Source organism: Micromonospora sp. C97 (assembly GCF_018070385.1).
GTDB classification, from domain to species: domain Bacteria; phylum Actinomycetota; class Actinomycetes; order Mycobacteriales; family Micromonosporaceae; genus Micromonospora; species Micromonospora parva.
This window is the reverse complement of record NZ_JAGPXU010000007.1, coordinates 105,262-128,718: the sequence shown is the minus strand read 5'-3', so window position 1 is coordinate 128,718 and position 23,457 is coordinate 105,262. Positions and strand designations below refer to the sequence as shown.

Below are 23,457 nucleotides of genomic sequence, written 5' to 3'. Positions count from 1 at the left end.
GCCGCACGGACCGCAGGAGGGCGTACGGCTGCTGAACCCGCAATGGCCTGGTCGACCGACCCTGCCCGGCGACGCGTGCCGGGCGCAACCACGCGGCGGGTTGCCGGGCAGGGCAGCCGCGCCGGGCAAAGAACCTCATGCGGCATCCTTTGGAGCTGATGCGGCAAACGAATCGCGCCGTATCCCGCGCCACCGCGTCGCTCCGAATCTGATACGACGAGCGGGTCATGCCGTGATGTCACAAACGGGTCAGCTCGAAAGGACTCGCCAAGCACTCCCAGACCGGGCGCGGGACACAGGTGGCGCAGGGGAGGACGGGACCGTCCACAGCGGCGGCTGTGGACGACCCCGCGCAGCGCCCGCTCGACCCGCTCGGCACTGGCGGCGCGCGGAGAGCGAATGGCCCGCAGGAGCGCAGCGGGCGGCTGGACGCTGTCATCGACCTGGGTGCGGTCGGCGTGGTCGACCCCGCGGTGGACCTGATCGTCCGGCACACGCTGCGGGCCGTACTCGACTGAGCCGGTGGCGTACCGTCACCCTCGTGGGTGAGCGGGACGCCCGGGAGTGGCGGGATCAGCAGCGGCAGGCGGTGCGGGCGCACGCCGACGCGGACGCGCGGCGGCGGGCCGCCGAGCACGCGCAGGCGGCGGACCTGGTGGCCTGGTTCGTGGCTGAGGCCACCCGGCGAGGGCTGCCCACCACCCGGTTGGCCGCCCGGGGGTACGACGGGCGTGGACGCTACCGGACCAGGCTGACCGGCTGGTATGTCGACCGGGCCGAGACCCGGGCGGTGGACGTGGATGGCCGGTTCCACCTGTTGACAGTGCCGGGTGGTTGGCGGGCCCGGCTCTTCGGTGTCGACCCGGAACCCAGCCCGGCGCCGTTGGTCGTCGGGGCCGGCGGTCGCGACGGCGAGTCGATCCCGTTGCGGACGCCGCTCACCCGGTTGCTGGACGACGGGACCGGCAAGCCGGGTTCGCCCCCCGCCCGACTCTGAGCGGGCCGGCCGGCCCGTCTCACATTCGGTGGCCGGCCACCGTCACCGTCACGTCCGCCGCGGTGACCGACGAGGTCAGCCCCCGCATCGGGCTGCCGGACGTCGTCGAGAACAGCGCGAGCGGTTTCAGCCGCCTGTTCCACACCGAATAGCGCGAACGGTCGTTTGTCCATAGTAGCGACCCCCTATGATTGATTCATCCTCGTTTGACCAGTTCAAACCAAAGGCCCAATTGGTGAATCTCGTACGCATTCAAGAGGATCCCCACTGCATTTGGTCAGGAATCACGCCATGCTGAGTGTTCCGCTCGCTGGCGGAATCGTTCTCGCACTCGTCGTCGGCACGCTGCTGCAACCGCTCGTTCTTCGCCTGCTGAGAGCAGCAGCGGTGCTCGACATACCGTCGGAGCGGTCCTCGCACAGCACACCGGTTCCGCGCGGCGGGGGCGTGGGAGTCGCCGCGGCGGCGGGGCTCGCGCTTCTCCTGAACGAACACGCCCGGTCCATCGCCGTACCGCTGCTCTTCTTCGCGGCGATCGGGCTCCTGGAAGACCTGCGGGGGGTCCCGATCCGCAGCCGACTGCTCCTGCAGGTGCTGGCCGGCCTGGGCACGGCGGTGATCCTGGTGCCCGGCGGGCAGACCTGGTACGTCCACGTGCTCCTCGTCCTCGCCCTGGCGGCCTGGGTGACCTCGTACGTGAACGCCTTCAACTTCATGGACGGCATCAACGGCATTTCGGCCGTGCACGCGATCCTCGGCGGGTTGGCGTACGCCGTGCTCGGAGTGCTCACGGACCTTCCGCTACTGATCGCGGCCGGCAGTCTGATCGCCGCCGCCTCGCTGACATTCCTGCCCTGGAACGCCTGGGTCGCGAAGGTCTTTCTCGGCGATGTCGGGTCGTACGCCCTGGGCGGTGCGCTCAGCACGATCGCCGCCTACGCCATCGTGCGCGGCACGCCGCCGGAGGCCGCCGTGGCGCCACTCGCGTTGTATCTCGCCGACACGGGCTGGACGCTCCTGCGCCGCATCAGCAAGGGCGAAGCCTGGTACCGCCCCCACCGCAACCACGCCTATCAGCGGCTGACGGACGGCGGTTGGTCGCACCAGCGGGTCACCGCGACGACCGCCGTCGTCGGCGCGACAGTGGCCGGCTGCCTGGTCGCCGCGTCCTTCAGCGGACCAGTCACCCGGGTCGCGCTGGACGCCACGGCCCTCGCCATCCTCGCCGCCTACCTCGCTGCCCCCGCCTGGCTCACCGCACAGCGGGCCCAGCCTTCGCCGGAAGGAAGAACGATCCATGCCAGAACTGTCAGCTCAACGAGCCGGTGACCCGGCCGGCCCCGGGAACCGGCCGATAAAGAAGGTCGCGGTGCTGGGCAGCAGCGGCTTCGTCGGCCGCGCGGTCGTCGCCGAGCTGCGCAGCAGGGGGGCCGAGGTCCAACTCGTCTCCGCACCGCGCCTGTCGTGGCCACTCACCGAGTCACTCCGGAGCAATTCGGTGCCGGCGGATCTCCAGCGGGACGTCGTCGATGCCCTCGCCGCACAGCTCGACGGCGCACACGTCGTGATCAACACGGCCGGGCTGCCGAACGGGTCCGCCCCGGACAGCGCGGAGTTGTACGGCGGAAACGCACTGCTGCCCACCCTCGTCGCCCGAGCCAGCGCCCTGGTCAACGCCGACCGGCTGGTCCACGTCAGCTCGGCGGCGGCGCAGGGGGCGATGGATCTCGACGAGACATCGCGGACGATGCCCTTCTCGCCGTACTCCCGCTCCAAGGCGGTCGGCGAACGCCTGCTGCAACGCGAGGACTGCATCGATACGGTCATCTATCGGTCGACCTGGGTTCACGACGTGGATCGACCGAACACCAGGGCGCTCGTCCGGCTCGCGCAGTCGCGGATGAGCTGCGTCGCCGGGGACGGTACCGCGCCGACACCCCAGGTCCTCATCGACGACGTCGCCGCGGCGATCGCCCACCTCGGGCTCGTCGACGGCCCGGTGCCGCCCATCGTGCTCCAGCCGCACAACGGCATGACGACAGGGCTGCTGCTGCGCCTGCTCGGTGGCCGCGAGCCACTGCACCTCCCACCACTGATGGCGCGGTACGCGACGCGCTGCGTCACCGCGTACGGGCGGACGGGTCTGCACGCCAACGCGCACGCCCGTCGGGTGGAGATGCTCCTGTTCGGCAAGCGGCAGACGCCCGGCTGGCTCACCGACCAGGGGTTGGCGCCCACGCTGCGCCCCGAGGCGTGGGAGCGGCTGAGGACTGCCGGCGCCGAGCCGACACCCGCCGCGACGCCGAACGCCGACGCCGTGGCGCGGCCCCGAACAGGTGACCGGCGACCGGTCGAGACGAGCGGAGCGGACGCGGAAAACCGGTCCCTGACGACGTAGCTCCGCCCCCAACAGGAAGGCTCTCCATGGCTCTCGCCCCCGGGTCAGGCCCGACCGGCCTGATCGGTTCCTTTGCTGCTCCGGCCACGGTGGCAGCGCGGTGAGAATCGGGATCATCACCCAGTGGTACGACCCGGAGGGTGGCTCCGCCGTCGTTCCGGGGATCATCAGCCGGTCGCTCGTCGCCCTCGGGCACGAGGTGCACGTGCTCACCGGCTTCCCGAACTATCCGTCCGGCCGGCTGTCTCCGGGCTACCGGCTGCGCCCCTACCGCTTCGAGATGATGAACGGCGTCTCGGTGCACCGGGTGCCGCTGGTGCCCAGTCACGACCGGTCGGCGCTCGGGCGGGCCGCCAACTATCTCAGCTTCGCGGCCTCCGCCGCGGCCCGGCTGGACCTGCTCCGCAAGGTCGACGTGTGGCTGGTCTACTCGTCGCCGGCGACGGTGACGCTGCCCGCGATGGTGGCCCGTTGGCTGCACGGACGCCCGTACGTGATTCTCATGGAGGATCTCTGGCCGGACACCCTGGCGGAGAGCGACTACGTGCGCCCGGGCCGTCGCACCGACCTGATCGTCCGGTGGCTCAACAGGTTCTGCGACGCGGCGCACCGGGGCGCGTCCTCGGTGGCGGTCATCGCCCCTGGCATGGCCGACATCCTGAGCAACCGAGGTGTCCCCCGGGACAAACTCTCGGTCGTCTACAACTGGGTCGACGAGCGCCTCTTCCGGCCGCGAACACCTGATCCCCAGTTGGCGGCGGCCCTCGGGCTGAAGGGCTTCGTCGTCATGTACGCCGGGAGCATGGGAAACCTCCAAGGGCTCGACGTCGCCGTCGACGCCCTGGAGCATCTCGCCGACATCCCGGACCTGACACTCGTGTTCGCCGGCAGCGGTGTGGAGGAACGCCGGCTGCGCGAATCGGCGGCACGGTACGCGCCCGGCCGGGTGGTGTTCCTCGGCCAGCAGCCGGTCGAGCGGATGGTCGAGCTGATGCCGCTCGGTGACGTCCAGTTGATCTCCCTGCGCGATCAGCCCCTCCTCCGGTCGATCATGCCCAGCAAGGTGCAGAGCACCCTGGCGTGCGGACGTCCCATCGTGGCCGCTCTGGCGGGTGACGCGGCCCGGCTCGTCGACGAGTCCGGTGCCGGGTTCGTCGCCCCTCCCGGCGACCCCTACGCACTGGCCGACGCGATCCGTCGGATGTACGAGTTGGGCGCTGAGAAACGCGAGGAACTGGGCCGCGGCGGTCGGCAGTTCTACCTGGAACGGCTCTCCGAGCGGGTCGGCAGCGTCGCGCTCGCCATGCACCTGGAGAAGGCGGTCCGGGGCCACGTCCCGGCCGCCGGCTGATCACGGTGCCGGTGGCGTTGTCGAGGAAGACGGCTCACCCGGTGGCACCCAGTGGCCAGGCCGAACGGCGGTGGCTGAGGCCGCTACAGCAGCCAGGCGCACTGGGCGGCCAATAGGATAGCCGGATCTTCAGCTCAGATAACCCGAAACACGGCCAGAGCAGCTGCTTCGCCCTGTAACAAGGACAAAGAGCGCAAAGCTCCTTCTGCCGGGCGGCGGAAGAGTCGGAGATCGGGACAGGGAGCCAGTACATGCCCCAGGACACGGAGCACACGGAGCGGCCGGACCAGCGGACCCGGCGGGCCAGGGCCCGCCGGCGCGCCATCGGATTTCTCGCGGCCGACACCGCCGCCTGGGTCGGTGGTCTGGTGGCCGCCGCCTGGACCCGGTTCGAGTTCCAGCTCCCTCCCGGCCAGCTCGGCCGGGCCGCGGCGGTCGGACTGGCCGCGGCGGTCCTGCACGTGGCGGTGGCGGCGTTGCGCCGGCTCTACTCCGGACGGCACCCGCTGGGCAGCCTTCAGGAGGTCCAGGGCGTCGCCGGCACCACCATCACGACGGCCGCCATCCTGCTGCTCGGGCTCCTGCCGTCCGGCGATCGGCCGGTGCCGGCGAGCACCCCGCTGGTCGGCGGCGCACTCGCGCTACTGCTCATGCTCGGTAGCCGGTTCGTGTACCGGCACCGACACGACCTCGCCATGCGCCCGGATGTCAGGTCGTCGACGCCGGTGCTGCTGTTCGGGATGGGTGACGCCGGTCAAGGGCTGCTCCGCGCCATGCTCAGCGACCCGCGCGGCCGGTACCTGCCGGTCGGCGCGCTCGACGACGACGCCGACAAACGTGACCTGCGCATCGGTGGGGTGCGGGTGCTGGGTGGACGGCACGACGTGGCCGCCTCGGTCCGCCGTACCGGCGCCACCGCCGTCATCTTCTCGGTGGCCAACGCGGACGCCGCGCTGATCCGCCAGATCCGCGAGGCCACCCTCGAGGCCGGCGCGGTCTTCAAGGTGCTGCCCCCGGTGCGGGACCTTGTCGACCACCGGATCACCGTCACCGACGTCCGGGACGTGGAGGTCAGCGACCTGCTCGGCCGCCGGCAGGTGGTCGGCGACCTGCCGCTGAGCACCAACAGCCTGACCGGCCGACGGATCCTCGTCACCGGCGCCGGCGGGTCGATCGGCTCCGAACTCTGCCGTCAGGTGATGAAGGCCAACCCGGGCGAGCTGATGATGCTGGACCGGGACGAGTCGGCCCTGCACGGCCTGCAGATGTCGCTCGCCGGACGGGCCATGCTGGACGGCCCCGAACTGATCCTCGCCGACCTGCGCGACGACGAGGGCATCCGGCGGATCATGCGGGAACGCCGTCCGGAGATCATCTTTCATGCGGCGGCGCTCAAACACCTGACCCTGCTGCAACGGCACCCGGGCGAGGCGGTCAAGGCGAACGTCTGGGGCACCCTGTCGGTGCTGGACGCCTGCCAGGACGTGGCGAAGTTCGTCAACATCTCCACCGACAAGGCAGCCAACCCCATCAGCGTCCTCGGCTACTCGAAGCGCATCACCGAACAGTTGACAGCTCACGCCGCGTCCCGGTTCCCGGGCACGTTCCTCAGCGTTCGCTTCGGCAACGTGCTGAGCAGCCGCGGCTCGGTGGTGACGGCCTTCCAGCGGCAGATCGAGGCAGGGAAGCCACTGACCGTCACCCACCCGGACGTCACCCGCTATCTGATGACCATTCAGGAGGCCGTCCACCTGGTGCTCCAGGCTGCCGAGATCGGCCGAGACGGCGAGGCGCTGGTGCTCGACATGGGCGAACCGGTCCGGATCGTCGACCTGGCGCGTCAGATGGCCGAGCAGGCCGCCAGCTCCGTGCCCATCGTCTACACCGGGCTGCGGCCGGGCGAGAAGCTGCACGAGGACCTGCTCGGCGTCGGTGAGGTCGACACCCGACCGTTCCACCCCCTGGTGTCCCACGTGGCCGTGCCGCCGCTCGACCCGATGGAGGTGAGCGGGCTCGACCCGTACGACGACCCGGCGAAGATCATCGAGCAGCTCGCGCTGCTCTGCGCCCAGCCGGTCGCTCCGGCGGTGAAGGGCCCGCGGGGCGTGCCCCTGCAGTCGCACTGATCTGATCGACCCCGTCGCCACGGCGGGGCTGAACGGGGTGACGCCACGCGGGCGTCACCCCGTTCCGTTCGCCCACGGGGGCGTCCCGCCGTCACGGCGCACCAGCGCGCGGCCCAGGGCCGGGAGTCCGGCGAGGTCCAGGCGCACAGCGACCAGGGCCGGCGATCACGCGTTCGTGATCGCCGGCCCTGGTGCCGAGTTGGTCAGCGGCGGATGCCCGCCCAGTCGTGGTGCCGGCGCACTGTGGAGAGGATGAAGTCCACCACCCGCCGGGAGGTGTCGGGCACCTGGTAATCGGCCGGGCAGGGCACCCCCTCGGCGGCGACCTGCGCCACCGTCACCTCGACCGCCTCGACCACGCCCAGCGGGTCGAGGCCGGTCATGATGATGCCGCCCGCGTCGAGGGCCTCCGGGCGTTCGATCGACTCGCGCAACGTCACCGCGGGAAAGCCGAGGATGGCGGCCTCCTCGCTGATCGTCCCGCTGTCGGACAGGGTGCAGAACGCCTTCGTCTGCAGGTGCACGTAGTCCAGCAGGCCGAACGGGTCGTGGAAGGCGATGCCGTCCAGTGCGCTGGCATCCGGGGCCAGCGCCTCCAGCCGCTTACGGGTGCGCGGGTGGGTGGAGACCAGCACGGGGAAGCCCCACCGGTCGCGAACCGCGACCAGGCAGTCCAGCAACCGCTGGAGCCGCTCGGGGCGGTCCACGTTCTCCTCCCGGTGCGCGCTCACCAGGAAGTACCGGCCCTGGTCGAGTTCCAGTTGACGCAGGATGGTCGAGCTGGCGATCGGAGTCCGGTAGTGCTCCAGCACCTCCCGCATGGGTGAGCCGGTGTGCAGGATGCGGCGTGGGTGCAGGCCCTCGGCGAGCAGGTTACGCCGGGCGTGTTCGGTGTAGACGAGGTTGAAGTCGGCCACGTGGTCGACCAGGCGGCGGTTGGTCTCCTCCGGCACGTTCAGGTCGAAGCACCGGTTGCCGGCCTCCATGTGATAGACCGGCACCCGCATCCGGCGGGCCATCAGCGCGGCGATGCAACTGTTGGTGTCACCGAGCACCAGCAGGGCGTCGGGTCGCTCCTCGGCGATCGCGGTCTCCATGCCGACGAGCACCCCGCCGAGGACCCTCCCCAGCGACGAGGTGTCGACCCGGAGAAAGCGGTCCGGCTCCCGCAGCCGCAGCTCCTTGAAGAACACGTCCGACAGGGTGCTGTCCCAGTTCTGCCCGGTGTGCACCAGCGTGTGCTCCACCGTGTCGTCGAGTCGCGCGAGCACCCGGGAGAGCCTGATGATCTCCGGCCGGGTGCCGACGACAGTCATGATCCGGGTCATGCCCGCCCTCTCTCTGCTGCCGCCAGGGGCGCCGTCCGGGCCGCCTCCACCGGCTCCGCCCAGGTGTCCGGCCGGTCCGGGTCGAAAAGCTCGTTGGTCCAGAACATCGTCACCAGTTCGTCAACACCGGTGTTCACCAGCTTGTGCACCCACATCGTGGGCATGTCGACGAGGGTTGGCTCGGCACCGCTCACCGGGAACCGCAGCACCTCGTGGTCGCCGACCCGGCGCAGGCTGATCTCGGCCGAGCCGCGCAGCACCACGAACCGCTCCACCTTCGCCAGGTGGAAGTGTTCTCCCCGGGTGATCCCGGGCCGGGTGGTGGAGCAGAACGACTGCCCCGCCCCGCCGTGCGCCTTGACCGTCTCGACCAGTTCGCCGCGGGCGTCCGCTCGCCGGGGCAACGCCATCGGGTAGTGCGCCGGGAAGCAGTGCGACCGGTAGGTGTTGAACAGCCGCACGTCGTGCCGGTTCAGCAGGGACGGGATCTCCCCGGTCCGGTACGTCGCGGCCATCCCGGCGAGCCGGTCCGCCAAGGCTTGGACGCCGACACGCAGCGCCGGCATGGCCGGATCCCACGACCCCCCGCGGGACAGCCCGATGAGCCGGGCGGCGGCATCGGTGACGTGCACCAGGCTCAGTTCACGGTCGGCGTGCACCTCGGGCCGCCCACCCTCGGCGAGCAGCCGGCAGAAGGTCGCCACCGCCGAGTTGTAGTGCGGTCGCCCGTGCTCGCCGTACAGGTTCGGCAGCAACACGTCGTCGAGGTCGACGCCGGTGTCCGCCAGCACCCGCGCCGCCTCGGCCTTGGCGTCGCCGTACGGTGTGCCGTTGCCGGCCTGCACCGAATTGGCGTAGACCACCCGCGCCGGCGGGTTCGCGCAGTGCTTGAGCCCGTCGGCGAGTTGGGTGGCGAGCTGGATGTTGCCGGCGGCGACCTCGGCGGCGTCGCCCCGGTTGACGCCGGCCAGGTGCAGCAGGCGGTCGTGGCCGGCGATCTTCGCCGCGATCACTCCCGGGTCGGCCAGGTCGACACGGCTGAGCACTGTCGGCTCCGGCCACCCCAGCGCGCGCAGCAGCACCCGGACGTGCCAGCCGAGAAAACCTCCGCCGCCGGTGACGGCGAGCTTCAGCACGCCAACACCGGGTCTCGCAGCGCCAGCTCCGCGCGCACCTCGGGCAGCGTCTTCAGCAATTCGACAAGCTCGGGTACGCCGAGCTGCGGCGCGTTCGACGAGTTGAAGTCCTCGGTCAGCCCGGCACCGAACTCGCCCTCGGAGACGTAGAGCGCGTAGTTGAGATCGCGACCGTCCAGCGGCACCCGGAGAAAGTCTCCGAAGTCCTCGGCCTGGGCGAGTTCCTCCCGACTGGCCAGCGTCTCGGCCTGCTTCTCGCCGTGTCGAATGCCGATCACATCGAGCTTGGCGGGTACGTCGAAGAGCTGACACACCGCCTCGGCCAGGTCGCCGACGGTGCACGCCGCGGCCTTGCGGATGAAGATGTCACCCGGCCGCGCGTGCTGGAACGCGTGCTCGACCAGCTCGACGGAGTCCGCCAACGACATCACGAACCGGGTCATTCCCGGATCGGTCACGGTGGGCGCCCGGCCCGCCTTGATCTGCTCGATGAAGAGCGGAATCACCGACCCACGCGAGTACATGACATTGCCGTACCGCACGCAGGAGATGGTGGTGGCGCTGTTCGGATTGTTCCGGGCGTGCGCCTGGACGACCTTCTCCATCATCGCCTTGCTCATGCCCATCGCGTTCACCGGGTAGACGGCCTTGTCGGTGCTGAGCACCACCACCGACCCGACGCCGTTGCGCTCGGCGGCCTCGACGACGTTGCTGCTGCCCAGCACGTTCGTCCGTACTGCCTCGAGGGGGAAGAACTCGCACGACGGCACCTGCTTGAGGGCGGCGGCGTGGAAGATGTAGTCGATGCCTCGGCTGGCCTTGAGCACCGAGTCGTAGTCGCGGATGTCGCCGACGTAGTAGCGGACCCGCTCGTCACCGAGCAGCCGACGCATCGCGTCCTGCTTGGCCTCGTCCCGGCTGAGCACCCGAACCTCGCCGACGCCGCGGGCGAGGAGCCGGCGAACCATGGTCTGACCGAAGGAACCGGTGCCGCCGGTGATGAGCACGCGGTGCCCGGTGGTAGCGAAAGTCATAAACCCTCCCGTGTCGTCGATTCGCCGATCCATAACCCGACGAGTCGGCGAGTGGAGCCAGGGCGTCGCCCACGATCCATCCGCAGCAAGGGCCGGCTCGGCCGGTTGCGGCACCGGGGACAACGACATGTCCAGCCGGCAGATACGCTTCTCGCTGCTAAATCGCCGTAAAGCATGACAAGGAAGAAACGATCGCGGGTGGTCGGTCGCCCCGGGGACCGCATGCGGCGACGAGTCGCGCCAAAGTGCGCAGCCCGGACGGCATCTGTCGCAGTCATTTCATGAAACATGCGAATTACCGGATCGACGCTTGCTATAACACCCTTACGCACTGGTGACACACATCCGGCACGTCCGCCTGCGACCTTGGCCGGCTCTTCAGAACGACACACGTCTTCGGTCCTGCCGTGCGCCTACCGACGGACAGCTTGGCGGTGCAGGCCGGGATGAGCAGAACGACCACTACCGGGACGCACCCGGCGGAGCGGACACTGACGCGGGAGCACAGCTGGATGAGCACGACAACACCAGACCTCACCACACGTCGATTCGCGCCAACGCCGGCGTTGCCGCGAACGAATCAACAACCCCCGGCCGTGTTCCGTCGTTCGCTGCGAGCGTGGCTGCCACTATTGTTGGCCGGCGGCTGGATGCTGGGCACATTCGGCCTCTTCTGGACCGGGGCGTTGGCGCAGGAGGTGCCGAACCGCGGCGTGCTGTGGCTGTTCGTGTTGAGCGCGACCGGCGCCTTTGCCGTCGGTTATGTCGCACAGCTCTTCCGCGGCAATTCCGCGCCCAGGGCCAGAACGACCCGCTCCACCGACATCCTGCGGGCTCGCCGGTTGGTGCTGGCCGGTGGCATCTACTACATGGTCTTCGGCGTGGCCCTGCTACTCGAATACGGGGCAACCGGTCCGGGCAGCATCATTGCCAGCCTGCAGGACCCAGCGGGGGCGTACCTCAACAAGTTCACCGTCTACCAGCAGCAGGAGGACGCCGGGCGGACCAACCCGGTCATCCAGGTACTGACCCTGCTCGGCGTTCTGGGCACCGCGCTCGTGCCACTGCTCGTCGTCTACTGGCGGCGACTGTCGAGCGGCCTGCGACTCGTGGGGCTCGCCGGCATCGGCGTCTACAGCGTCTTCTTCCTCTACATCGGCACGCTCAAGGGCCTCGGCGACTTCGTGTTGATGATTGCCGCCGGGCTGCTCATCGCGTCGTCGCGGAATCCCGATCGCATCGCGCAGCGGCAGAAGCGGCGACGCGCGACGGTGCTGGTGGCGGTCGTGGTCGTGCTCTTCTGCGGCTACATGATGAGCAATCAGGCAGATCGCGTGGACCAGTTCGGCACCCAGGATCGGGTCCGTGCGAATCCGACGGTCGAGCGGATCGCCGGCGAGCAGGTGGCGACCGGGCTGGCCGCGCTGGTGATCTATCCAACCCACGGTTACCTCGGCCTCGCCTACAACCTCGAAACGCCGTTCACCTGGTCCCACGGGCTCGGCAGCACCCCGGCGATCACCTCGTACGCCAGCCAGTACCTCGGCATCGACGCTGACCAGTACCCGGCGTACCCGGTCCGTACCGAATACCGGACGGGGTGGCCTGCGGGCATGTACTGGGCGACGATCTATCCCTGGCTGGCCTCAGATCTCACCTTCCCGGGAACGGTGCTCTTCATGGCCCTGCTGGGTTGGTTCTTCGCCCGGCTCTGGCGCGAGGTGAACCTCTCGGGTGGCATCCTGCCGATCTTGATCTTCGTGCAGATGTGTCTGCTCGTGGCGTACATCCCGGCGAACAATCAGCTCGGCATGTCGCGCCCAGCGCTGATCGGCGTCGTCACCCTGCTGTTCCTGTACGTGTGGACGGCCCTCACCCGCAGCGGGAGCGGGTCAACGCCTCCCGCGCGGGTGCTGCGGTAGGCCGCGCTTCTCCACCGACCCGCCACCACCACCCGGTGGGGCGGTCATCAGGTCGGCCAGGAAGGACCGGAGCCGTTCGCCCTGTGCCTCCGGACCGCGCGTCCGTCGTACGAACGCGGCCCCCGCGCCGCCGAGAGCGGCCCTCTCCTCGGGAGCCATGGCGAGCACCCGGAGCAGGACGTCGCGCAGGCCCTTGGCCGTGTCGGACTCGGCGAAGCACAGGTACGGGTCATAGTCGGGCGGGATGCCCGGCAGCCTGGTGGTCACCACCGGAACGCCGGTCGACAGGTACTCGATGAGCTTCGACGGAAACGAGTAGCGGACGAACGACTGATCCACCGGTCGCGGGTTCACCAGAACCGAGGCACGTGCGAGGCGCGGCATCAGCGCCGCGCGGTCGAGCAGCTCCGGGGCGGCGATCCGGGGATCGGCCTCGGCCTGGGTCCGGGACCATTCCTCCAGCTCTCCCCTACCGAACAGGAACAGGCGCAGATCGGGATCGTCCATACCGCGGAACGCCTCGACCAGACGATCCACACCGTAGGCCCGGGTGAGCCCGCCGGCGTACACGACGTCGCGGCAGACCGCCGGCGCTTCGTCCGGCGCCACGCGGGGCCGAGCTGAGACGAGCGGACGGGTGGGGTGGGCCGTCGACGCCTCGGCCGGGGGCGGATCGCAGATTCCCTCCATGACCAGACGCGGGAGCGAGGGCGCGAAGTCCTCGGCGAGCGCGGTGGTGAGCACCACGACGCCGGAACACCGCCGCAACGCCAACCGGACCAGCGTGTGATCCAGCCGCCGTAACGCCCGGACGATCCGGCCGTCCTCAGGGAGAACCACTCCCGGGGGATCCGTCAGGACCGGCACCACCCGTACCGACCGTCGCCACGCGACCAGGGCCCCGAACCACAGGAACGGCGAGTGGACGCCGTGGATGAGCAGAACGTCGTCGCCGTGCTGGCGCAGCGTCCGCGAGCCCGCACGGACGACCGCGACGAACCGCGTCAGATGTTTCAGGCCGAGCAGGTTGACGAAGCCCAGCAGCTCTCCCTGCACGCCGTCCTGCTCGAACCGCCCCGACCTGAAGCGGATCTGGCGGTTGCGCGGGAAGGTCGACGCGGGGGCCGCGGAGAGCAGACGGACCGGACCGCCCGCGGCGCGGATGCTCCTCACCAGGGCCCAGGCGAACGTGTGGGTCTGGGTGGGCATGACGACGTCGTGCGCCACGATGTGACGGAACAAGTCGTCCCCGATGGTGAAGCCCAGCAGTAGCACCCGGGGACAGGGCTCGTCGGTCACGTCGCACCTGCCAGGATGCGCCGGTAGACGCCATCGAGAGACCGGAGCATGACCGGCAGGCTGTACGCGTCGTGCACCACCTTGCGGCCCGTCTCCCCCAGGTGCCGGCGTTCGGCGGCGTCGTCGAGCAACGGCTCCAGGGCCGTGGCGAATGCGACAGGGTCGCCGGCCGGCACCAGATGACCGCCGCCCTGGCGAAGCACCTCGATGTTGCCACCGACGGCCGAGGCTACGACGGGCAGAGCGTGGGCCATCGCCTCCAGCAGAGCGTTGGACAGGTTCTCGTGCAGGGTGGGAAAGACGAAGATGTCCGCGGCCGAGAGGAGGTCCGGCACGTCGAGCCGATTGCCGAGCAGCCGCACCTCGATGCCGTGCACGTCGGCCAGTGCCTCGGCGATTCCGGCCCGGTCCGGTCCGTCACCGGCGACCAGCAGCACCCGGCGACCAGGGCGTGGCGGCAGTCGGCGAAGCGCGTCCGCCAGCACCCCGAAGCCCTTGTCCCAGTTCAGGCGCGCTACCGCGATCATGGCCACGTCGTCGTGGGCAAGGCCGAGGGCCGCGCGTCGGCTACTCCTCACGGCACCGACATCGGTCGGTAGCGGAACCCCGTTGGGGATCACGCCGACGAGCTTGCCGGCGTGTGCCCGGACGAAGTCCCGGTTGGCGGCGTACTCGCAGACCGTGGCGACGTGGCTGGCCATCCGCAGCGTGGCCGGCTCCGCGCCACGGGCCACCATCGTTCTCCGCCAGGTGTGGCCGCCGTGCCTCAGGTCCCGCACGGTGCCGTGCACCGTGACCAGGATTCGGGGGCAGCCGGCCAACCGGGCGGCGAGCACGCCATGAAAGCCCTCGTTCTGCAGGCCGCGCACGTGCACCAGGTCGGGGCGTACCCCCCGCAGAAGTCGGACCCACTGGCGCAACAAAGGCACGTTGAGGCCACCGTTGCCGCCGACCTGATGCATGCGGACGAACTCGTACCGCTCGCTGAGTGGGGAATCCAGCACCCGCCCCACGGCGGTCAGTGGCCCGTTGGCGCCGGGCGTACCGGCCGAGTGCTGCACGACTATCGGCCGTGCTCGCACAGGTGGGGTGTACGGACTCTGCTCGTCCCGACTGGCTGGCTCCACTGACACTCCATCGTCGACGACCGGCACCGGCGGCGTGCCCTGATCCCCAGTAACCGAATCGGTGCGTACAGTAACACCGGCAATAGCCGTCAAAAGCCTGAGACACGCTTTATACGAATGGAAAGCATGAAAAGCTACGAGACCCTCACCTCTCCAGCTCAGCCGACCATTACCTCCGGCGAACCCGGGCCACGAGTGGTCATGGTGGCGGCGTACCGGTTCCCGCACGGTGACGCCATGTCGAACCGACTGCTCCAGCTGGCCCGCTCCGCGACTCCCCCGGGCGCGACAACCCTGATCGTGAACGACTGGCCCGACAACGAACGGCAACCTGAGCTGTTCGCCCTGCCACCCGAACTGCGTCTGATCACGCTGGTCGCCGCAGGCGGAGGCAGCCGGCTCCGGCGCTGGCTGCGCCGGCAGAGCCGACCACTGCGCGTACTCAAGGCCCTGCGTCAGGCGGGGGTGCCCGTCGGTGACGTCACTGCTGTCTGCCTTCCACTCGGGTTGTGGAACCTGACCACCTGGATCGTGTTACGGCTGACGATGCGCTGCCCGTTGACGGTGGACGTTCTCGAACGGCACGACCCCCGACAGTTTCGCCGTGGACGCCTGACGCCCTACTTCATCCGGCACCGGTGGCACTCCTTCCTCGCTGCGCGGCTGGCCGATCGGATCATCGCCATCTCCACGACGCTGCAGCGACGTCTCATCCGGCCGAACCGGCCCGTCCTGGTGGTTCCGCCCCAGGTCGACTGCGCCGACTATCGCCAACCGGCGCCCTCGTCACTGACGAAGAGCCTGCGTCTGCTGTACGCCGGCACCGCGGGCTCCAAGGACCACCTCGCCGCGGTGGTGGAGGGCATCCGTCGACTGCCGGAACCCGAACGCCAGCGGGTCCGGCTGACGATAGCCGGGATGACCCAGGAGCAGGCCGCAGCCATGTCCGACCTGGACCAGGGGGCGGTGACGGACCTCGGCGACCAGGTCATCTTCCTGGGGCGGGTGTCGCGCGAGCGTGTTCTCGCCGAACTGCGCGCGGCGCACTTCTCGGTGCTGGTCCGACCCACCGGGGGTTACGCCGAGGCGGGCTTTCCGTCGAAGGTCCCCGAGAGTCTGGCCGCCGGCTGCCCGGTTCTGCTCAACCACACCAGTGACCTGGCGACCTACATCGACGACGGTCGAGAGGGCATCGTGCTGGCGGGTCCCGGCGCGCACGACGTGCGGGACGGCCTCATGCGGGCGCTCACCCTGGACGACGCGCAGTGGTGGCAGATGAGCCGGCGCGCCCGGGAGCGGGCTGCGGCGTTCGACTACCGGGCCTGGGCACCCACGGTGAGCGCGTTCGTGGCCGGGGCGCGGACCGAGCAGGACCACGTGAGCGGGCAGACGGACGTACGCCCACCGCGCGGCGGGTGGTGATTCGACCCGATCACCCCAGCGGACCAGCGGGAGCTGTCGGCTCAGTCGTCCTCCTGCTGCCGGCTGAGGTCGCTCGCGCCGCCCGGTCCTTCTGATGCCCCGGCACGCCGTAGATCTCTCGGATCACCGCGGCCTTTTCCTGAGCGGGCAGGTGTCCACAGCCGAGTGACTTGGCCTTCATCGCGGTGAGGTACTCGTCGGTGCTCCGGAGAACGCGGGCAGGTACGCCCGCGGCGACGCTGCCGTCCGGAACGTCACGGGTCACGACCGAACCAGCGCCGATGATGCACCGATCCCCGATCCGCACCCCCGGCATGATGATCGATCGGACACCGATGTAGACGTCGTCGCCGATACTGATCGGCGCGGTCCATTCAAGATCGGGATGCTCTCCGCGCAGAATGAGAGTGCCACCGTCGTGGGTGAGGAACTGCACTCCGGCCGTGATGTAGACATTGTGGCCCAAGGTGATCAGCCATGGTTCAGAGCCGAACATGCTCCGGTTGACGCCGTAGAAACGCACCCGTCCGCGCAGGTTCACCCCGATCGAACGCGCGAACCCTTCCGGGTCGCGGGCTGCCGCTCGCCGATCACGCAGGGCGACGACGATGCCGCGCAATGTACTCACCATCATGCTCCATTTCGATCGGATTCGATCTCTTTGCTGAGACGCTGGCCAACGCCTTGCGGTATCCGACGACGGCGGCGGGAAGCACGGTGACCCCGTACGACAGCGCCGAGGCGAGCGCCACACCGGACAGCCCGTCCCTGCCCGCAAGGAGGATCTTCAGCGGTACGGCGACAACAAGGCAGACCGCCCAGCCGAGAAACTGCGCCCCCAGCAGCCCGACGCTGTTCTGCACCATGAAGAGCGGCGCCGCGACAGCGAGAAACACCGACCACACGGCGAGCGCGACGAACAGCGGGACCGGCACGTGGTCAAGGTCGTCCGACCGCACCCAGAGGCGCAGGATGTCGTTGCCGCCCAGAATGAGGCACAGCGCGGGCAGTGTCACCACCGCAGCGGACAGGTAGACCATCCGTCGGGTGCTGCGCCGGACCCAGGTCACATCACCCCGTGCGAGCGCCTCGCCGTTGGCCGGCCAGAGCGGCAGGTTGACCAAGGTGACGAACAGAACCAGCACGGCGAACATCCGCAGGATCACCGCGTAGTTCGCGGCCGCGTGCAGACCGAGCACCCGACCGACCAGGAACCCGTCGATGTTGAGGGCGATGGAACTCAGCACGGAGAGTCCGAAGAACCGCAACCCCAGTCGGAGCAGCCCCCGCACTTTCGAGGCGCGCACGTCCTTCACGCGTGGCCGGAGGTCGGGCTGCTGCCAGCCGAAATAGCAGAGCGAGTTGGCCAGGTTCAGCAGCGGCACGGCGAGCACCGCGGCGGCGATCACCAGAACCGGAGCGGCGTTCGCGGCGACGGCGGTCACCACCAGAGCCGCCGAGACGAGACTGCCGGCCGCCTGCCAGAGGTTGCTCTGCCCGACCTGTTGGTGGGCGTACTGCACCCGCTGGATGAGGGCCAGCGGGATGTTGATGAGGAAGGCACCGAAGCAGAGCAAGACGACCGCTCGGGCGTCCCGAGCCACCACCGGGTCCACGACGTTCAGAAACGCCGGCCAGGCAACCAGCTGAATGCTGAGCACCAACACCAGCAGGAGCGCCACCGCAAGGCAGGTGAGCAGGGCGTAGGCGCTCGCGATCTCCCGGGCCGCCACGCGGCGATCACCTGTGGCGTACAGCCGCGAGAGCCGGGTGAGCAGACCGTTTCCCAGGCCGAAGTCGGCGAACAACGCCATCGCGGTCAGCGACGTGATCGCCATCCACATGCCGTACCGCTCGGCGCCGAGATAGCTGAACGCGATCGGGGTGATCAGCAGCGGCGCGACCAGGCCGACGGCCTTGCCGGCGAGCGACGAGGCGATGCCGGTGACCAGCGCACGGCCACGCGACCGCCGTGCCGCCGACACGTCGTCCTGGCGTGGCTCCGCCTGCACCGTCGTGGCCCGTACCGCCGGCGTGGTGGCAGCGGACGCCTCGTCAACCGCGTCGACCAGCACGGGCGGGGCCGCCCCAGCGCGTGAGGGGCGGTCGGCCATCAGGCGGGCTGCTTCAACACGTGCGCCTCGAACCACTCGACGGTGGCCCGCAGACCGTCGAGCCGGGGAGTTGGCACCACGTCAGGAAAGAGTGAACGGAGCACCCTGTTGTCGGCCTCGGAGTGCCGGACGTCCCCGGGGCGGGGCGCCACGTGCCGCCGAATGATCGGGCGGCCGATGATCTGCTCCAACTCGGACACCACAGTGCGCAGCTCCGCGCGAACGCCGAAGGCGAGATTGACCGGCTGAGGATGGGTGACCGTCCGCTCGACAGCGGCCAGCAGCACCGCGCAGACCGTCTCGACATAGGTGAAGTCGCGTGACTGCCGACCATCTCCGTGGAGTTCGGTCGGCTCACCGCGCAGTGCCGCGTAGATGAAGCGGGGGATGACAGCCGCGTACCCGTGATCGTGCCGCTGGGCCGGACCGTAGACGTTGAAGAACCGGAACGCGAGGGTGGGAAGACCGAAGGACGTCTGGTACGCCAGTGCGTAGGCCTCGGTGGCCAGCTTGCTCACCGCGTACGGACTGAGCGGGCGGGTCCAGGCGAGCTCGGTCTTCGGCAGCACCGGGTTCGCGCCGTACACCGACGAGGACGAGGCGACGACGACATGGCCCACGTCGTGCCGGCGCGCTGCCTCCAGAACCCGCAGCGTGCCGGTGGCGTTGGCGTGGTGTGAGGCGATCGGATCACGCAACGAGCGCGGCACGCTCGGCAGCGCCGCCAGGTGCACCACCGCGTCCCGGCCGGCCATCGCCCGGTCCAGCGCCTCGTCGTCGAGCATCGAACCGGGAATCGTGTCCACGTCGAGGCCGTCGAGGTTGCTCATCCGCCCGGTCGCCAGGTCATCAAGAATCCGGATGTCGGTGACGCTGCGCCGCAGGACCGCGGCGCGGGCGAGATTGGAGCCGATGAATCCCGCACCGCCGGTGATGAGTAGTCGCATGCGTCCCGCCTCCACGCCCCGTTTACTGGTCAACCGGTCCAACGAGTTTCCCCAACGACTGTCACGCTTCGTCATCGTGCGACTACGGCACGACGATGCGCCGCGCCGTCAGGGGACGGTGGCGACGGACGAGTCGGGCCGCGCGGCGGACCCTGGAAGATCCGACAGCACCGCCAGCTCCGCTGGCGCCAGTCGGCGTTCCGGCGGGTAGAGCTGCTCTTCGTGCGAGACGATCGCCTCCACCGGCCAGCGCAACCGGATCACTCGGGCGGGGTTGCCGGCGGCGATCGCGTAGGGCGGCACCGGACGGGTCACCACGGCGCCCGCCCCGATCACCGCACCGCGACCGATCGTCACTCCGTGCAGGATGACGGCACGGGTGCCCACCCACACGTCGTCGCCGATCGTCACTCCCCGATCGAGAGCCCCGTCGGTGGGACACTTCTCGACGGAGATCATCGGCACGCCGAGGCGGTCGATCCGGTGGTTGCCACCCCGGATGGTCACCTCGGGCCCGAACATGACGTTGTCACCGATGCGGATCCGGGATCGAGCAGCCATGATGACCGGACGGTGACCGAGATCGACATTGCGGCCGACCTCGATCGTCTCGTAGGTGTAGACGCCGTCCGGGTCGAAGGCGAAGTTGTCTCCATGGGCGGCAAACCGGCGAGCGCTGGCCACGCCCCGCACGGCCCTGCGAGCCCGCGTGCCGTTGACCCAGATCAGGTCGAGGAGGCGGGCAATCGCCGTGACCACCCGCCCCGGGTGCTGCGACGACACGCGCATCAGGCTCGGCACCGCCCCGCGACGATGACGCCCGGCCGGACCGGACCACGGATCTGACGCATCGACACCTGTTCCCCCATCTGGCTTCGTCACCACTGCTGCGGACAGGAGCGAGCGTACGTGCGGATAGTCGGTTTTATGCACGAATGCCCATCTCTTGTGTCGGGAGAGTGCACGGGACCGGACGTCGGCGCCGACTTTTACGGCGGCCAGCCCACGCGGCCGGTCGTCACGGCAGGAAGTTACGTCGACACGGTCAGCAACGTTCCCCCCATCGAACCATTGACATCGATCACGCCGCACCGAAGGCTCGCGCCTACAGGTCCTTCACCCAAGGAGGCGCGATGAGACCGAGACGACTGGCGATCGCCAGCGTGGTCACCCTGCTCGGCGCACTGGCACTCACCCCACCGGCCAGCGCGCGGCCACCGTCCGACCCGGGCGCCCGCGACGGCCTGGAGGTGTACGTCGGCACCGTCGACGCGAAACAGCGGGAGCAGCTGCGCGCGGCGGGGGTCGACCTCGGCCACGACGCGAAGACGGACTCGTCGGGCCGGACGACGGTCGAGACGGTGCTCAGCCGACGGCAGGCGAAGCGGTTGACCGACAAGGGCGTACCGCTGTCGGTGAAGAAGATTCGCGGCAAGGACGCGTCGCAGGCGCTGCGGGAGCAGGGCGCGGCCGGCTGGACGAGTTTCCGTCCCTACGGTGAGCCGGGCGGCCTGCGCGACGAGCTGAACGCCACCGCAGCCCGATATCCGAAGCTGACCAAGGTGCAGACGATCGGTCGCAGCCAGCAGGGGCAGCCGATCGTCGCGGTGAAGGTCACCAAGAACGCGCGGACCGTCGCGGACGGCAAGCGGCCGGCGGTGCTCTATGCCGGCGCGCAGCACGCCCGTGAGTGGATCACGCCGGAGATGACCCGCCGGCTCATGCACCACGTGCTGGACAGCTACGGCACCGACCCGGAGATCACCAAGCTCCTGAACACGACCGAGCTGTGGTTCCTGCCGGTCGCCAACCCGGACGGCTACGACTTCACCTTCACCCCCGGCAACCGGTTGTGGCGCAAGAACCTGCGGGACAACAACGGTGACGGGCAGATCGGCTCCGGCGACGGCGTCGACCTCAACCGCAACTTCAGCTACAAGTGGGGGTACGACAACGAGGGTTCGTCGCCGGAGCCGAACAGTGAGACCTACCGGGGTCCGGGCCCCAACTCGGAGCCGGAGACGGTGGCCCTGGACCGGCTCTTCAAGCGGGTGGGGTTCGAGTTCTTCGTCAACTACCACTCGGCGGCCGAGCTGCTGCTCTACGGCGTCGGCTGGCAGGTGAGCACCCCCACCCCGGACGACGAGATCTACAAGGCGATGGCCGGGGACGACGCGCACCCGGCGGTGCCCGGCTACGACCCGGACATCTCCGCGGAGCTGTACACCACCAACGGGGACACCGACAGTCACGCCACCGTCAAGTACGGCACGCTGGGCTTCACCCCGGAGATGTCCACCTGCGAGGCCGCCTCGGCCGTCGACCCGGACGACCAGTGGCGCCCGGAGGACTGCGTCAGCGGTTTCATCTTCCCGGACGACGAGGCGCTGATCGCCGGCGAGGTGGGCAAGAACCTGCCGTTCGCGCTGGCCGTGGCCCGGTCCGCGGCGGACCCGGACGAGCCGGTGTCGGTGGTCGGTCGCAGCACCCCGGACTTCGTGGTGGACGCCTTCGACACCTCGTACGGGCGCACCCAGCAGGTCGCCTCGATCACCCGTCGGGCGCTGAAGAACGTGCGGATGCACTACATGGTCAACGGTGGACGGCCGAAGACTGTCGCGGTCCGCGAGTGGCGCGGCGGCGAACGGTACGGCGACACGCACGACGACTACTACGCCGAGCTACGCGGCACGGTCAGCGGCGCTAAGCCGGGCGACCGGGTGGAGGTCTGGTTCACCGGGAACAAACCGCGTGCCGGGGTGGTGGCCAGCGACCACTTCACCTATCGGGTGCACAACGACATCGGCGGTGACGTGCTGGTTCTCGCGATGGAGGACGTCACCGGCCTCAGCCCGGCGCAGACCGGCAGCACCGCGAAGTACGCCGACGAGGTCGCGGCGTCGCTGAGCGCCGCCGGGCGCAGCAGCGACGTGTACGACTTCGACGTCATGGGCCGCAAGGCGCCGCATCCGCTGGGCGTGCTGTCGCACTACCGGGCGGTGGTCTGGGAGACCGGCGACGACGTGATCCTGCGCTCCCCCGGTCAGGTGGCCGGCACGACGGCCAGGGCGGCCCTGGACACCGAGCTGGCCGTTCGGGACTACCTGAACGAGGGCGGCAAACTACTGGTCAGCGGCCAGTACGCGTTGTTCGCGCAGGGCGCCAACGGGTCGTACGTCTATCACCCGGACGCGCCACCGGAGTGCACCGACGCCGGGGCCGCCAGCTGTCTGCCCCTGTTGAACGACTTCCAGCAGTACTGGCTGGGCGCGCACACCTACGTCAGTGACGGCGGAACCAGCCCGGCGGGGGAACCGTTCCCGGTCGCCGGGACCGACGCGGCGTTCACCGGCTTCACCGGGCAGCTGAACGCTTCGGGCTCGGCGGAGAACCAGGCGCACACCGCGTCGTTCCTGACCACGTCGAGCTTCCTGCCGCCGGACGAGTTCCCGCAGTTCGCCAGTTCCGCGCCGGTGGGCTGGACCCGACCGGGCGGTGCGCCGTTCGATCCGCGTACCGGTGAGTGGTACCTGTACAGCGGGCAGACCGACGAGTCGTACAAGCGGCTCACCCGCACGGTGGACCTCACCGGGGCGGGCAGCGCGGAGTTGCGCTTCTTCACCTCCTACGAGATCGAGCAGGACTGGGACTTCATGTTCGTCGAGGCGCACGAGGTGGGCAGCGACGACTGGACGACCCTGCCGGACGTCAACGGCAAGACCGGCACTGTCACCGGCGACAGCTGCACCGAGGGTTGGGTGGAGCAGTTGCACCCGTTCCTCGCGCACTACCAGGGCGCGGACTGCTCCCCCACCGGGAGCACCGGCAGCTGGAACGCGGCGACCGGCTCGTCGGGCGGCTGGAAGGAGTTCGTGGTCGACCTGTCGGGCTACGCCGGCAAGCAGGTCGAGGTGTCGATCACGTACGCCTCGGACTGGGGCACCCAGGGGCTGGGTGTCTTCCTGGACGACGCCCGGGTGCTTGTCGACGGGTCGACAGTGGCGGAGACCTCGTTCGAGTCGGCCGACCTGGGGGGCTGGACGGTGGCCGGTCCGCCGCCCGGCTCCGCGGGCAACGCCAACGACTGGTCGCGCAGCCAGCAGGCGTTCGAGGAGGGTTCGGTGGTGGTCACCGGGGACACGGTGTATCTGGGCTTCGGGTTGGAGGGTCTGCCTCCGGCGGCCCGCGATGACCTGGTCGCCCGCTCGTTGACCCACCTCACCGGTCAGCCCCGCCCCTGACGGTGGCGAGGTGTG

The 23,457-nt window shown here is 69.7% G+C and carries 18 protein-coding genes; 9 read left to right on the top strand and 9 right to left on the bottom strand.

The window, feature by feature from the left end:
- Positions 1–338: 338 nt before the first annotated feature.
- The 6 genes from KBX26_RS13000 to KBX26_RS12975 all read left to right on the top strand — a co-directional run bounded on the left by KBX26_RS13000 (position 339) and on the right by KBX26_RS12975 (position 6,872).
- Positions 339–518: a hypothetical protein gene (locus tag KBX26_RS13000; RefSeq protein ID WP_030335121.1), complete on the top strand. Its 180-nt coding sequence runs from the start codon at positions 339–341 to the stop codon at positions 516–518.
- A 23-nt stretch (positions 519–541) separates the two neighbouring features.
- On the top strand, positions 542–997 hold the full coding sequence (locus tag KBX26_RS12995) for a hypothetical protein (RefSeq protein ID WP_210865509.1): 456 nt from the start codon (positions 542–544) through the stop codon (positions 995–997).
- A 291-nt stretch (positions 998–1,288) separates the two neighbouring features.
- Positions 1,289–2,326, top strand: a complete 1,038-nt coding sequence (locus KBX26_RS12990; RefSeq protein ID WP_210865508.1) for a glycosyltransferase family 4 protein — start codon at positions 1,289–1,291, stop codon at positions 2,324–2,326.
- Positions 2,295–3,395, top strand: coding sequence for an NAD(P)-dependent oxidoreductase (locus tag KBX26_RS12985; protein WP_210865507.1), 1,101 nt, complete (start codon positions 2,295–2,297; stop codon positions 3,393–3,395). Before KBX26_RS12990 ends, KBX26_RS12985 begins: the two co-directional genes overlap by 32 nt.
- 100 nt (positions 3,396–3,495) lie before the next feature.
- Positions 3,496–4,746, top strand: coding sequence for a glycosyltransferase family 4 protein (locus KBX26_RS32985; RefSeq protein ID WP_051708716.1), 1,251 nt, complete (start codon positions 3,496–3,498; stop codon positions 4,744–4,746).
- A 251-nt stretch (positions 4,747–4,997) separates the two neighbouring features.
- Positions 4,998–6,872 carry a nucleoside-diphosphate sugar epimerase/dehydratase gene (locus tag KBX26_RS12975; RefSeq protein ID WP_210865506.1) on the top strand — a complete coding sequence of 625 codons (1,875 nt, stop codon included), beginning with the start codon at positions 4,998–5,000 and terminating at the stop codon, positions 6,870–6,872.
- A 203-nt stretch (positions 6,873–7,075) separates the two neighbouring features.
- On the opposite strand, the gene wecB is transcribed toward KBX26_RS12975, so the two are convergent.
- From wecB to KBX26_RS12960, 3 genes are read right to left on the bottom strand one after another with little or no spacing between them, the layout of a single operon-like run.
- A complete protein-coding gene (wecB, locus tag KBX26_RS12970; RefSeq protein WP_210857618.1) occupies positions 7,076–8,200 on the bottom strand; it encodes a non-hydrolyzing UDP-N-acetylglucosamine 2-epimerase in 1,125 nt (374 codons plus the stop codon).
- The gene (locus KBX26_RS12965; RefSeq protein ID WP_210865505.1) at positions 8,197–9,336 is read right to left on the bottom strand and encodes a capsular biosynthesis protein; all 1,140 of its coding nucleotides are present in this window, start codon (positions 9,334–9,336) and stop codon (positions 8,197–8,199) included. Before KBX26_RS12965 ends, wecB begins: the two co-directional genes overlap by 4 nt.
- Positions 9,330–10,370: an SDR family NAD(P)-dependent oxidoreductase gene (locus tag KBX26_RS12960; RefSeq protein WP_210865504.1), complete on the bottom strand. Its 1,041-nt coding sequence runs from the start codon at positions 10,368–10,370 to the stop codon at positions 9,330–9,332. The genes KBX26_RS12965 and KBX26_RS12960 overlap by 7 nt, the downstream gene beginning before the upstream one ends.
- Positions 10,371–10,966: 596 nt before the next feature.
- Between KBX26_RS12960 and KBX26_RS12955 the strand changes: the two genes are divergently transcribed.
- Entirely contained in the window at positions 10,967–12,292 is a 1,326-nt protein-coding gene (locus KBX26_RS12955; RefSeq protein WP_210865503.1) for a hypothetical protein, read from the top strand.
- Here the strand turns inward: KBX26_RS12955 and KBX26_RS32980 are convergent.
- The gene (locus KBX26_RS32980; RefSeq protein ID WP_210865502.1) at positions 12,263–13,591 is read right to left on the bottom strand and encodes a glycosyltransferase; all 1,329 of its coding nucleotides are present in this window, start codon (positions 13,589–13,591) and stop codon (positions 12,263–12,265) included. The genes KBX26_RS12955 and KBX26_RS32980 overlap by 30 nt on opposite strands.
- On the bottom strand, positions 13,588–14,673 hold the full coding sequence (locus KBX26_RS12945) for a glycosyltransferase family 4 protein (RefSeq protein WP_210865501.1): 1,086 nt from the start codon (positions 14,671–14,673) through the stop codon (positions 13,588–13,590). The genes KBX26_RS32980 and KBX26_RS12945 overlap by 4 nt, the downstream gene beginning before the upstream one ends.
- A 171-nt stretch (positions 14,674–14,844) precedes the next feature.
- On the opposite strand from KBX26_RS12945, the gene KBX26_RS12940 reads away from it, so the two are divergent.
- The gene (locus tag KBX26_RS12940) at positions 14,845–16,140 is read left to right on the top strand and encodes a glycosyltransferase (protein WP_210865500.1); all 1,296 of its coding nucleotides are present in this window, start codon (positions 14,845–14,847) and stop codon (positions 16,138–16,140) included.
- A gap of 10 nt (positions 16,141–16,150) precedes the next feature.
- Here the strand turns inward: KBX26_RS12940 and KBX26_RS32735 are convergent, their stop codons facing one another.
- From KBX26_RS32735 to KBX26_RS32975, 4 genes are all read right to left on the bottom strand, one after another.
- Positions 16,151–16,759 carry a DapH/DapD/GlmU-related protein gene (locus KBX26_RS32735; RefSeq protein ID WP_282102196.1) on the bottom strand — a complete coding sequence of 203 codons (609 nt, stop codon included), beginning with the start codon at positions 16,757–16,759 and terminating at the stop codon, positions 16,151–16,153.
- Positions 16,731–18,254: a lipopolysaccharide biosynthesis protein gene (locus tag KBX26_RS12930; protein WP_210865498.1), complete on the bottom strand. Its 1,524-nt coding sequence runs from the start codon at positions 18,252–18,254 to the stop codon at positions 16,731–16,733. The genes KBX26_RS32735 and KBX26_RS12930 overlap by 29 nt, the downstream gene beginning before the upstream one ends.
- Positions 18,254–19,201 carry an NAD-dependent epimerase/dehydratase family protein gene (locus tag KBX26_RS12925; RefSeq protein ID WP_030335149.1) on the bottom strand — a complete coding sequence of 316 codons (948 nt, stop codon included), beginning with the start codon at positions 19,199–19,201 and terminating at the stop codon, positions 18,254–18,256. Before KBX26_RS12925 ends, KBX26_RS12930 begins: the two co-directional genes overlap by 1 nt.
- Positions 19,202–19,309: 108 nt before the next feature.
- The gene (locus tag KBX26_RS32975; RefSeq protein WP_307857805.1) at positions 19,310–20,293 is read right to left on the bottom strand and encodes an acyltransferase; all 984 of its coding nucleotides are present in this window, start codon (positions 20,291–20,293) and stop codon (positions 19,310–19,312) included.
- 41 nt (positions 20,294–20,334) lie between these two features.
- On the opposite strand from KBX26_RS32975, the gene KBX26_RS12915 reads away from it, so the two are divergent.
- The gene (locus KBX26_RS12915) at positions 20,335–23,442 is read left to right on the top strand and encodes a M14 family metallopeptidase (RefSeq protein WP_210865497.1); all 3,108 of its coding nucleotides are present in this window, start codon (positions 20,335–20,337) and stop codon (positions 23,440–23,442) included.
- Positions 23,443–23,457 lie beyond the last annotated feature (15 nt).

Bases quoted from the DNA above. Each gene is read 5' to 3' on its own strand.
- KBX26_RS12960 (WP_210865504.1), bottom strand. From the start codon at position 10,370: ATGACTTTCGCTACCACCGGGCACCGCGTGCTCATCACCGGCGGCACC.
- KBX26_RS12990 (WP_210865508.1), top strand. From the start codon at position 1,289: ATGCTGAGTGTTCCGCTCGCTGGCGGAATCGTTCTCGCACTCGTCGTC.
- KBX26_RS12985 (WP_210865507.1), top strand. From the start codon at position 2,295: ATGCCAGAACTGTCAGCTCAACGAGCCGGTGACCCGGCCGGCCCCGGG.
- KBX26_RS12940 (WP_210865500.1), top strand. From the start codon at position 14,845: ATGAAAAGCTACGAGACCCTCACCTCTCCAGCTCAGCCGACCATTACC.
- wecB (WP_210857618.1), bottom strand. From the start codon at position 8,200: ATGACCCGGATCATGACTGTCGTCGGCACCCGGCCGGAGATCATCAGG.
- KBX26_RS12915 (WP_210865497.1), top strand. From the start codon at position 20,335: ATGAGACCGAGACGACTGGCGATCGCCAGCGTGGTCACCCTGCTCGGC.
- KBX26_RS12930 (WP_210865498.1), bottom strand. From the start codon at position 18,254: ATGGCCGACCGCCCCTCACGCGCTGGGGCGGCCCCGCCCGTGCTGGTC.
- KBX26_RS12925 (WP_030335149.1), bottom strand. From the start codon at position 19,201: ATGCGACTACTCATCACCGGCGGTGCGGGATTCATCGGCTCCAATCTC.
- KBX26_RS12975 (WP_210865506.1), top strand. From the start codon at position 4,998: ATGCCCCAGGACACGGAGCACACGGAGCGGCCGGACCAGCGGACCCGG.